9 protein-coding genes and 1 tRNA gene are annotated in these 11,754 nt (G+C 46.9%); 4 read left to right on the forward strand and 6 right to left on the reverse strand.

The window, feature by feature from the left end; genetic code table 11:
* The 5 genes from IQ235_RS07515 to IQ235_RS07535 form a co-directional block, all read right to left on the reverse strand.
* On the reverse strand, nucleotides 1–2,406 hold a 2,406-nt coding region (locus IQ235_RS07515; RefSeq protein ID WP_264320865.1), incomplete at its 3' end, for an ATP-binding protein.
* 479 nt (nucleotides 2,407–2,885) lie between these two features.
* A complete protein-coding gene (dndD, locus tag IQ235_RS07520; RefSeq protein ID WP_264320866.1) occupies nucleotides 2,886–4,883 on the reverse strand; it encodes a DNA sulfur modification protein DndD in 1,998 nt (665 codons plus the stop codon).
* Nucleotides 4,884–4,942: 59 nt separating this feature from the next.
* A complete protein-coding gene (gene dndC / locus IQ235_RS07525; protein ID WP_264320867.1) occupies nucleotides 4,943–6,532 on the reverse strand; it encodes a DNA phosphorothioation system sulfurtransferase DndC in 1,590 nt (529 codons plus the stop codon).
* A 12-nt stretch (nucleotides 6,533–6,544) separates the two neighbouring features.
* Nucleotides 6,545–7,483, reverse strand: a complete 939-nt coding sequence (locus IQ235_RS07530) for an HNH endonuclease (RefSeq protein WP_264320868.1) — start codon at nucleotides 7,481–7,483, stop codon at nucleotides 6,545–6,547.
* A 134-nt stretch (nucleotides 7,484–7,617) separates the two neighbouring features.
* Nucleotides 7,618–7,887: a hypothetical protein gene (locus IQ235_RS07535; RefSeq protein WP_264320869.1), complete on the reverse strand. Its 270-nt coding sequence runs from the start codon at nucleotides 7,885–7,887 to the stop codon at nucleotides 7,618–7,620.
* A 115-nt stretch (nucleotides 7,888–8,002) separates the two neighbouring features.
* Between IQ235_RS07535 and IQ235_RS07540 the strand changes: the two genes are divergently transcribed.
* From IQ235_RS07540 to IQ235_RS07550, 3 genes are all read left to right on the forward strand, one after another.
* Nucleotides 8,003–8,245, forward strand: coding sequence for a helix-turn-helix domain-containing protein (locus tag IQ235_RS07540; protein WP_264320870.1), 243 nt, complete (start codon nucleotides 8,003–8,005; stop codon nucleotides 8,243–8,245).
* 7 nt (nucleotides 8,246–8,252) lie between these two features.
* A complete protein-coding gene (locus tag IQ235_RS07545; RefSeq protein WP_264320871.1) occupies nucleotides 8,253–8,501 on the forward strand; it encodes a helix-turn-helix domain-containing protein in 249 nt (82 codons plus the stop codon).
* A gap of 107 nt (nucleotides 8,502–8,608) precedes the next feature.
* Nucleotides 8,609–10,147 (forward strand): DGQHR domain-containing protein, encoded by a 1,539-nt coding sequence (locus tag IQ235_RS07550; protein ID WP_264320872.1) that lies wholly within the window; start codon nucleotides 8,609–8,611, stop codon nucleotides 10,145–10,147.
* A gap of 60 nt (nucleotides 10,148–10,207) precedes the next feature.
* Here the strand turns inward: IQ235_RS07550 and IQ235_RS07555 are convergent.
* A tRNA-Val gene (locus IQ235_RS07555) sits at nucleotides 10,208–10,281 on the reverse strand.
* A gap of 829 nt (nucleotides 10,282–11,110) precedes the next feature.
* On the opposite strand from IQ235_RS07555, the gene IQ235_RS07560 reads away from it, so the two are divergent.
* Nucleotides 11,111–11,554: a tetratricopeptide repeat protein gene (locus tag IQ235_RS07560; protein ID WP_264320873.1), complete on the forward strand. Its 444-nt coding sequence runs from the start codon at nucleotides 11,111–11,113 to the stop codon at nucleotides 11,552–11,554.
* Nucleotides 11,555–11,754: the final 200 nt, after the last annotated feature.

Below are 11,754 nucleotides of genomic sequence, written 5' to 3' on the forward strand. Positions count from 1 at the left end.
TTCGTCATTTTGCAGCAAGGTACGTACGGCCGTTTGCACCATAATCATCAACACGCCGCTTTCGAGTCCGTGTCCGGTCACGTCCCCAATGCCAATTTTGACTCGACCATCGCGTTCGAGGACATCGTAATAATCGCCTCCGACATCCTCGGCCGGTTCCATATAGCCAGAAATATCTAACCCCTCAATGCGATCGAGTTCTCCTCTCTCGGGCAGTAGCATCTGTTGCAGCTTGCGGGTAATCTCCAACTCCGTACTCAGACGAATATTTTCTGCCCGCAAACGAGTCAAATTAATCTGGGTTTTGATGCGCGCGAGCAATTCGTCTTTACTAATGGGTTTGGTGAGATAGTCGTTGGCCCCCACCGCCAAACCAAATAACAAGTCCGAAACTTGGGTCTTCGCCGTCAGCATGACAATGGGCAGTTCTGTGGCAGAAAACTTCTCCCGCAGTTGTTGACACACCTCAAAACCCGTCACCCGAGGCATCATCACATCGAGTAAGACTAAATCCGGTTTGACCCCCTGCTCGATGATAATCGCCAGGGCATCTCGTCCGTTGGATGCTTGGGTGATGTCGAAATTTTCCATAGACAGATGATTCACCAACACCTGAAGGTTCACCGGTTCGTCATCGACGACGAGAATCTTCAGTCGGCGTTCCGGTTCGGGTCCGATGGCGAGCGGTTGGGGCGCGATCGCACAGGCCGTCTCTCTCCCGAAATCGATGCGATAGTTCAACGTCGATTTCGGGGGAGAAAAAATGGAAATCTCACAGGAGGCGACAGGGAGAGTGAAGATAAACCGAGAACCCACTCCCACTTCCGACTCGACCCAAATTTGTCCCCCTTGTAACTCCACCAAGGGTCGAGCAATGGCCAAACCCAATCCCGTTCCGCCATAGCGACGTGCTGTAGACCCATCGGATTGCTCGAACAATTCAAAGATGCGATCGCATTTCTCCTCAGCAATCCCAATCCCCGTATCGGCAACGGTAATTTCGAGAGAGTCGCCCATCAAAACCGCCGAAATTTCGACTTTACCGCGATCGGTAAATTTGATGGCATTGCCGATCAAGTTGTGCAGAATCTGTTCTAAGCGATTTTCATCGGCATAAACCAGGGGAAGTTCTGGGGAAATGCTATTAACGAGTTGTAACTCTTTGCTACCGACGAGAGGTTGGCTCAAAGTCATGACCAATTCTGCGATCGCTCGCATTCCCACCGGCTTTAATTGCAACTCGAGGGTTTCGTGCTTGAGCTTGGAAAAATCGAGAATATCGTTGACCAAATTGGCCAAGCGATGTCCGCTTTGCGCCACCATCAATAGGTTCGCTCGTTGCAATTGCGTCAGAGGCCCGGTTGCCCCATCGAGCATCGATTCGACAATCCCGATCGCCCCGTTGAGAGGAGTGCGCAGTTCGTGAGAGGTGTTGGCGAGAAACTCATCTTTGAGGGCATCGAGCCTCTGCAAATCGGCGTTTTGCGCTTCGAGGGTGGCTAGCGAATCTTGCAGCCGTTCGGCCATACTATTGAAGGTTTTGGCTAATTCCCCGAGTTCGTCGGCGCGATAAATATCTTCCGTCGGTTGCCATTTTCCTCGCGTGAGGGCTTTGGCGGCGGTATTTAACTGCCGGATCGGCTCGATCACCCATCGAGAGGCAAGCGTACTAAACAAAAGTGCCATACCTAAAGCATTGAGAGCCAGCAACACCGTGGGGTGGGTTTCGGCATTGAGCGGTTCGATAAAATCTGCCTCTGGAATCACCACCGCCGTCATCCAATCGAGACCGCGCGTATTTTGCAAAGGAGCAACTCGCACCAGTTGCCGCTCGCCATCTAGCTCGAAAGATAAGTCCACCGGCGAGTCTAGCTGCCCGAGATTGCCGAATTTTGCGATTAAAAATTGGGTAGTGGCATCGAGCAGATGAGAAGATCGATCGGGCACTTCTGGGGAGGAGGGGATGGCACTAGCGACAATTTGACCCGATCGATCTATAATAAGCGCCTGACCGGAGCGGCTAATTTCTAGACTCTGGAGAAAATCCCGCAGTTGGGGTAAAGTTAGTTCCACTCCGAGTAGCCCGAGTGGGTTGCCTGCTTGAGTGTAAATCGGCACGGGCGGGCTGGCATAGAGTAAAAGTTGAGAGGGGGGAAACGTCGCTCGTGCTATCAGATGAGGAGTCCTTAAATTGCTTTGGACTTCCTGCTCGATTAGAGCTGCGGTTTCACGAGAAAGGTGAGCGGCAATTTCATTGACCGATTGCTGTTCGTTGTACAACAACAACCACCCCGTCACCCCAACCCCCGCAAAGATTTGAATGATAAACGGTACGATTAAAAAGGTTTGCAGGGAGACGAGGCAGGATAGTTTATTGCCTAAATAATTAAAGAGTTGTCTCAACATTTTGGGACTCGTAAGATACGCACGTTATGCGCCGACTGCCCCTTAGCTATCTCCGTTTTGCCATCTCGCATAGGGTTAGACAAAACGTCTCGTACTTTGAAAGTACGAGACACCTTATTCTCTATGGATACCAAGGATGTCCGATCGCGCTTGTCGCTGCGGGAAACGAAGAGATAGCCCGAGGGACTACTCAGACAAAAAGTGTATGAAAATTTAGGTAATAATACTCTAAAAAAAGTACTTGCTCGAGAAATATGTTAAAAATTTAACATATATTTGAGCGTATGGTGTAAAAAGCGACATTAGTCCCTAGGCTATTGATGTAAGACACTAGAATAAAATTTCAACATGCATACTAAGCGACAATAGTCAAAATAAATGATGCAAGGCAGGGCAATCGCTTTCCTTTTGTAATATGCCTTCAATTTACCAACTCCTAGAAGAACGACCGTTATAAACTTTTTCGTATCATTCGGCTTTTATGGTCCCGCATTTGTGGGTATTTCCCAGAAGTATCCCGGTTCGACCGTAGTTTGTCCTTGTTTAGCGTCGTAATTGAGGCGATATTCTCGGGCGATCGCCTTTTGTTCTTGCAACTGTTGGTATTCCACTTTGCCAATTTCCGTATCGGTGGAGAGCAAAATCACTTGATGGCTGGCGGTGGGGAAATACCGTTCCACGAGATTTTGGCGGTGGGAAGAGTCCAAACGCCCCAGGGGAGTATCGATGGCGACGGGGAGATTGCGCCCGGAAACGCGGGCGAGTCCCCACAAAAACGAGATCGCCAGGAGTTGTTTTTCCCCGGCAGAGAGGCGATGTTTGGGAACGGGTTGGGCCCCGCCATCGTAGAGGGAGAGGCGAAAGGTGTGGGTATCGATGACAACCCGATGAACTAAGTCAGATTTGTGCAAAAGATATCGAAAGCATTCGGTGACTTCAATTTCGAGTTTGTTGAGTTTTTTCAGAGTCAGTTTTTCTCGAAATAGTTTTAGAGTCTGTTGAACTTTGGCTGAAGCTTGAATGATGTGGTTGGCATTTTTGAGATCGATGGTTTTTTCGCCGTATCGGGCAAGTTCTTTTTTCGTTTGGGCGATCGTGCGATCGAGTTCTTCTTGGCGGTGTTGGATGGCGGCGCGTTCGGCTTCCACTCGGGCAAGTTCTCGCTGGGCTTCGGTGACGGCATTCTGCAACTTTTCATAGGCTTCTGGCGGGGCAGCAGCGGCGAGTTGCCGTTCTTTAGCTTCGGCTTCGTTCAGGCAATCTTGGAGTTGTTGGCGATATTCGATCGCCGTTTGGCATTGGTTGGGAAGTTCGTATTTGAGGAGGAAAGTGAGGCGATCGAGTGTTTCGTCATCCATGCCTAAAATAGGCAGTTCGTCGCTGGTTTCCAGGGTTTTATTTTCTGTTTCTAGAAACTGATGAATTTGCTCGACTTTTTTGGCGGAAAGTTTGAGGGTTTTGAGGTGTTCTAACAAACGGCGTTCGCGATCGATAACCTCATCGCGAATAATATTCGATCGGGCATTCTGGCGTTCTTTTTCTCCTTGTTGTCGCGCCTGAACCAACAGAGGTTCGATAAGCATGAGGGGGATTGAAGTCGCTGCAAGTTCGCCCAGATTTTGGCGAATTAGTCCGGTGTTGCCTTGCGCGGTTTCTAGTTCGCGATCGAGTTGGGCGCGATTTGCCGCAATTTTCCCACCTTCTGAGAGAAATTTAGCGGCAGTTCGTTGAGCTTTTTGTTTGGCGCGATCGAGTTTGGGTTCGAGTTTTTCTAATTTAGACGTAACGATATCAAACTCTTTTTCTTGTTGCTTTAATTTCTCTTCAATTTCTTCAATACTCGCCAATTGTTGAGCACTAGCGCGTTCTTTTCGCTTTCGCTGGACTAATATTTCTAAATCCGCTGCAAGGCGCTTGGCTAACTCTAATCCCAACAAAGACTGAATGGCTTCGTATACCAGTGGCGGAGGTGTTTCGAGTTCTGCCAACTCCTTAACTTGTTCTCCATCAAACAGAAACAAGTTGGAAATGCCTAACGGCAATAAATTCTCAATATATTCATCCCAGGTTTTCGTTAAAGCATCTTCAGACCATCCTCCTTGCAAAATCCCCAGAACATCTTTGCCATCTTTAGGATGTCTCGTCCAATAGCGAACAATTCGATATTCCACGAGTTTATCCGCAACAATCTGCTCGAATATGAGTTCGATTCGCGTTCGATCGTTTGGCTTTGCATGACGATTCACACACTGGGTCAAAAAATCTGAATAACCTAAGTTTCCCCGAGTCGAACACTGGGCACGAGAACCGTACAGTGCCAGACGAATAGCATCCATTAAAGTAGTTTTTCCGCCACCGTTCATGCCCCCCAACAAAACAATTGGTCTGGTTTGAGAGTCAGTTTCCGGGCGTAAGTTAATAACCTGCTTTCCGGCATAAGGACCAAAATTTTCCAGGTGAAGTTCGAGAAATTTCAAATTGATTTCCGAGAGTTACTTTTGAAAAAAACTAGAGAGTTGATAGAAACATAAATCGATTATTCCTCCTCTGAATCTCCATCTTCCCCACCAAATTTTAAATTCGCCCAACTAAGCTGTTTGACTGTATCCACATCTCCTTTTTCCGCAGCTTTCTTCAAATCTCGTTTTTCATGAGCATTTTGAATCGCTTCCTCTTGGGAATGAGAACTGGTGGTAAAACATTTTTCGAGTTCCTCATAAATGCCCACCCGGCGAGACTTTGTTTGATATTGCCGTTCCGTATCGAGAAGCTTTGCCATCAACTCTAAATGCATGGCATCCCCGTCGCTAATTTCTTCTAACACATTCCATTCGTCAAGTCCGAGTAACGTGGTTCCCGCACCGGGACGGGGGTCGATAAAAGTTTCTCCAGTCACGTCTCGATAAATCTGGGGTAAACTATCATCAAATTCGTGTTTTTCTTCCAGCCAAATGCGGCGAATCTCGCTAAGTTCTTCTGGAGTAATTAAGACAATATCCCGCACCATTTCCGGTCCGGTTTTGCGGATGTGGGTTTGCGCTTCGAGAACTTTCGTCAGCCACCGTTCCCGCCATTCTTTGGTATAAGGCCCGGGAATGGTTTTGACTTCCTTTTCGCCATCCACATCCCGCTCGAAGAGTTCGACTCTACCATAAATCCGGCGAAAATCCCGGCGATCGCGATCGTTTTTTTTATCGAGTTCGTTGCGAATATCCAGTAGCGGCTGCATCCACTCTTTTTCGTCGTCGTTCTGAATCATCGCCTCCATGGATTTATCTTGACTCACCATGGTACAAACCCAGCAACCGAAGCGCGAGTCGCCGCAACTGGGGGTGGAGGTATCGACAACCAGGGGACATTCGTTATCGGCAGTTGCCCCCCGATACATGGTGAAGAGGTCTTTATTGCTTTGTCCCCAGGGGTTTTCGTACTGCATCAGGTACAGCCACACTTCATCGGTGCTCCAGTTTTGTATGGGGCTGTAAATTAATGAGTTAGGTAGACTCGGATTTTGATATAAAAGAGACTGCATTGAGCTAGAACTCTGACTCAATCGCTCGCTGACTAAGCCTAACTCATGCTTTTCCATCGAAGATGCGCGTCTTATACTTTCAGATTTTCGCGTTCCTAATACTAAAATAATTTCGCCGCTGACTCTAAGAACATTCCGGACAAATTGATTTGAGGGGTGTATTTTTAAGCGTTCGGTACACCAGCGAAATCTATTTCGGGGAGCCGGATAACCTTTTCCCATCAGATTTACCCAAAATGTATTTTTAGTTTCTGGATAGAGTAAATGAGCTTCAATGGGTAATTCTTGTCGTTTTGCTGCAATGTCTAGTTTTTCCAAAGATTGACGAACGCGAATCGAAACGATCGGATTTTCAACTCGCGTATCTGTCGTAATAACATAAATTTTTTTATGTCTTTTTTCTATAGGTAAACTTGCAACTACATTCCAAATCAGTTGTAATACAGTCGTACTATCTTTTCCTCCAGAATATCCAACAATCCAAGGAATTCGATCTAAACAATATAAAGCTTTTATCTCGTTGGATATATTTTCAATGTCTTGGATTAGATCTGACGTTTTTCGTTCGGGAAAAACTATACTATTAGTTTTCATGAATTTATATTTTTAAGAACTGAATATATTATTTCGATGCCATTTAAGAGCTTCGAGACTCGGTAGATATGAAGTCGAGATTGGCAAGACGATTTTTTGATTGTGAAAATCTCGCATGGGTTTTGAGTGAGGCGATGTTTCCTGTATATCTCTTGAAACTATAATACGATAATTTTTGTCAATGCTAAACCAACCTCGATCGAATGCCCAGTGATGATTTTTACAAAACGATATTCCATTATAAATATTGTTGTCGTAAAACTGAGAAAATGGTTTAATGTGTGCACCATCTACAATACCTTGACTTGGAAAACGAGAAACCTTAAGTTGGCAAAAAGCACATTGATAATCATAAGCATATACAACTGATTTTCTGAAAAATGCATTTCTGACCGCAGAATTTTTGGAAATACACTTCCGCTTCTCATTTGAATCAATATTATCCATCTCGTTTTGAAAAAGTTTATTTATATTCAATACCTCCTGTTCTCGATCGGGAAACCAGGCAGATAGGAGAGCGCTTAGTAAGTAATCTCTAGTACTTGAATTACACAAAAAATAAAATAGCTTGTCTTCTAATATGGCATACTCAAGCTTCTCTTTTAGCTTTTTCGTACTTTTAATTGGTGAACTATTAAAATTAGGTTGAAACTTTAATTTCCAAAATCCTTGATTTTGAAAAGCATAGAATGGGTAATGTAATCCCCCTGCTGTATATGATGAAGAGTTAAGAATATTAAAATATTTATTAAATGTCTGAATTAGATCTTCGGAAACTGTAACGTTGGGAGTTACAATTTTTTCTTGAGAAATTAATTCTATAATTGATAAAAATAAGATGGGTTGATAGGGGGCCGTACCTAGTTTTTTATTACTATCTACCTTTAGCGTTTCAAAGCGCTTGCAATAGTAGGCTAAATTTTTATTCTCAGGCTGCGATTGTGAACTCATACTTTAGCTTTCCTCTTCAGAAAACCATAGCGATTTGGGTTACAGTTTTTAAAAACTAGATCTATAAGCTTAAGCTTTTAACGATCGAGCCTGCAACCCAAATCGGGCAAATCCACAGCCAGCCAGACTCGCACTCAGCCGCCCTTTGTTGCCTCCCGAGAAATATGCCGCGTCAGAATACTCATCACCTCACCAGAAGTGGGCGCGGGTAACAAAGGACTCCACTCGCTGACTTCGGCGAAACGCAACCGATGCAGCGCGTGAATGACGTTGAGAACGCCTTGCCGAGATCCGATCGCCATGAGTCGGACGGGTTCTCGGTTTTGCAACATTTCCTGGGAGGCATTGCCGGTGGTAGGAATGGATGCTGGTGAGTTGGGATTGGAAAGGAAATTTTGCTGCATTTTTATCTTATTTAAAGTGTCACCCAATCGTCACAGTCCAAATGGACTTAAAACAGAATAACATAGTCCATTTGGACTGTATACTCGACTGCTGACCTTTGAGACAATCAAAGGCATGGGAAGAGCAGGTAAAGCGCTAAAACAGGTACTAGAAAGCTACGGAATCAGCCAAGGCAAACTGGCTGCCGTGATGGAAATTGGTTCGTCTAATGTTTATCGCTGGTGCAACGAGATTCGCGATCCGAATTCGGAAACGGTGTTTCGCATTCTCGAAGCTTTAGAACACATCGATCCAGAGGCTGCGGTCGAGTTTAAAAGTCGATATCTCGGCGATTTGGGGGAAGATAGAAGTTCGTAGTACCTTTATGGGAAGAGCCGGAAAAGCCCTCAGACAGGCATTAGCAGCGTATAAAATCAGTCAAAACAAATTAGCGATCGCTTTGGGAACCGATCGCTTCAAAGTCTTTCGCTGGTTTCACGAGCAAATCGATCCTCAAGCCGAAACCGTCGCCGAAATCGTCAAAGCCTTAAACCAAATCGATCCCAGCGCTGCTGAACTCTTCGTCCAACTGTATCTAGGAGATTTAGTCAGCCGCGACGACGAAGCCGAATAGCCGCGTGTCAAAACTGCTGCCTCGGATTCTAAAGGTTTTTAAAAACTTACGATCGCCTCTGCCACATCTGGGTATAGTCAAGGATGCCACTGCTTTGACCCGAACCCATGAACGCCAAAACCCGATCGACCCTTGCCACTCTGCCGCGCGAAACCAATGAAAATCGCCTCTTCGTCCAAACCACGCAAATGGGGGGAACCGCAGCCTACCTTAGTTCCGTCACCCTAGAATGGCTCGATCGCCGCGTGGGTTTCGCCTCCGAACTTCCCCTGTTCCAACCCCACCTCGATCGCCAAACCCAGAACGTAGAACGGGGCGCACATACTCTCGAATCCATCGTTCAGCGTCCCCTGGACTGGTCTCGCCAAGCCCCTCTCGCCCAATACCTCGCCACCCGAACCGCCCATAAATTCCCTCCCCTACTCGTCGTACTCTCCCCTGCCTGGGTAGACGAACCGGACGCGCCCCAGTGGAATTGGGAAGGACGGGCAATCCAGTCGGCTGCCGAGTTTCTACCGTTAGATGAAGGCGATCGCGTCGGCTGGCTGGAGGTTTCCCCAGAAGTACAAATCTACGCCCTCGACGGACAGCATCGATTGATGGGTGTGCAGGGATTGATGGAGTTGCTGCGATCGGGAGAACTGCAACCCTACAACAAGTTAAAAAAAACCATCGGTCAACCGATCGCCCTGGCAGATATCGTCGAAAAATACGGTATCGATGCCGAATCCCTGCAATGCCTCGGTCGAGAAACTCTCGGGGTCGAATTCATACCGGCCGTCTTGCCCGGAGAAACCCGAGAAGAAGCGCGGCGACGGGTACGATCGATTTTCGTCCACGTCAACTTGATGGCGGTTCCCCTGAGTAAAGGACAACTGGCGCTGCTGGATGAAGACGATGGATTTTCGATCGTCACCCGACAGGTTGCCGCCATCCATCCCCTGTTGCGGGAGGAGGAAGGGCGCAATCCCCGCGTCAATTGGGATAGTGCGACGGTGGCGGCAAAATCCACCGTCTTAACTACCCTACAAGCCCTCAAAGAGATGGCGGCGCGGTATCTCGAACCCCAGTTCCCTCACTGGAGTGGCGATCGCCGCAAGGGTTTGATTCCCCGACGACCCGAGGATAACGAGTTGCAAGCAGGAGTAGTGGCATTTAGCAAGTTGTTGGATGGATTTGCCAACCTGCCTAGCTACCAAGAATTAGAACACCAAGAAACCACAGCATTACGTCGGTTTAGCTTTGAGGAAGAAACAGGTCGGGGCAATCTCTTATTTCGCCCCGTGGGGCAAATTGTCCTCGCCCAAGCGTTAGGTGGGTTGGTATCTCGTTCTGGATTATCCCTAGAGACGATTTTCGATAAATTACAGCGTTACGACGGGGAAGGAGGATTCGATGGCATGGAGTCTCCCCGATCTTTGTGGTATGGCGTGCTGTACGACCCCAACAAGCGTCGAGTGCGGGTAGCGGGTCGGGATTTAGCAGCAAAGCTGCTGATATACATTCTCGGTGGCGCAGAAGACCGGATGGAACGGGCACAACTGCGAAAGGCTCTAGCACAGGCAAGGACGTTCGAGAATAAAGCCGTAAGTTTTCAAGGGCGATTCGTCCAACCAAAAGAAGTTGGATTACCGGAGGTGTTGTGAGGTCGTTCGAACTTTACAGGTGAAATTGAAGCCTTTTACAATGGTTTGTATTAATTTGAATGGACACAACTGGACTCGAACCAGTGACCCCTACGATGTCAACGTAGTGCTCTAACCAACTGAGCTATGCGTCCGCAACAGTTTTTAACTGTAGCATAAGCCAATTCATCTTGGCAAGCTTTCTGACAACAAATTGGAATTTGCTTGGCGATCTCCAGTATTGTTGTACATTTTGTCTTCTCAGTGTCAAAAAGAGGACATGGTGTGAAATACTGGTTATCTATCGCTTTTTTAAGGTCTTAACGCAACACTTCAAATTAATTTGCGTGGAAACACCGAAAATAGCTTGCATATTTCTAGAGAGTGATGTTATACTCTAAGTGAGTTTACGGAGTTAAGACTCCTGAGAGCCATCAGGGTTGCATTTCTTGTTCATTTGAATCTCGCATAGGCCCAGAAACGACGTTCAGTCGTTTTCTACACTCTCGGTAATCTGCACCCTCTTTTATTCCTAATTATTAGGAAGCCAAATTGGGTGTAGGGGTAACAGTCAATGAGTTGCAGGGTAGATCGTCGGGTAGCCTTCGTATTCAAGACTTTTTTTGTTTTGAAAGAAGCTGCTAAGCGTCTGCCCTTCTTTACTTTATTCCTCTGTAACGACTAATCACTCATAACGAAGAAAAAAAACGCTTTCTTCACCCATAAAATCTCTTCATTGCGATTTAGCGTTACAAAAAATTATTCAAAATTTTTATCGATAAGCGATCTCTACATCAGTAGTTAACAGCGAACTAAGCCACAAAGATATTCTCCAAAGCGAAATACTCCCTACCCGATCGTTAAATCCGAACCGACGGCGGGATATTTAGTTGTCTTAATTTCTTTGGCTACCGCTGTATTATTGAGGGGTGGTGAGCGATCGTGCTGCCCCCCTAAATCTTTCGCAATTTTCGCTCGATAACTATGGAGATCGCAGATATTCTCATTGGGTTCATCGTCCTCCTTCTTGTTCTAGGAATTGGACTGGGAACAATGATTTGGGCTTATGTCGGTTCGGGGAGTACCTCAATCCTATTTCCCGATCCCATATCCATCCTCGACCGAAAAAACGGTCCCTCACTCGATTCAATGGAAGAGATCGCCACCACAACCTTCAATCGAGGTACGGATGCTTACAAACAGAAGAAGTACCGTCAAGCCATTGAAGATTTTACGGCTTGCATCGATCGAATGAGTTCGTTGGCAGAAGCTTATCACAATCGAGGATTAGCGTTTGCCAACTTGTACCAAGACCGCGAGGCGGTTGAAAACTTAGTCAAGGCTGGAGAACTCTACGCCGAAGGGAATTACGAACCAGGGCTTCGCCAGATTCGCCAACATTTGGAGATCTTACAGACTCGCAAATAGCCAAAAACCACCAGAGAGTTCTGCACCCCAACGTCACCAATCCAGCGAATTCGTTCCCTAGAACGGAATATCGTCTTCCAAGGGTTCGCTGGCGGGTGGAGCCATTGATGGTGCCTGTGTCGTGGGAGGTGCCTGCGGCACGGGAGGTGCGACTGGAGGAGTGGGTGTCGTGGCGACGGCGACGGGAGCGGGTGCGGGGG

The organism is Zarconia navalis LEGE 11467 (assembly GCF_015207075.1).
GTDB classification, from domain to species: domain Bacteria; phylum Cyanobacteriota; class Cyanobacteriia; order Cyanobacteriales; family Geitlerinemataceae; genus Zarconia; species Zarconia navalis.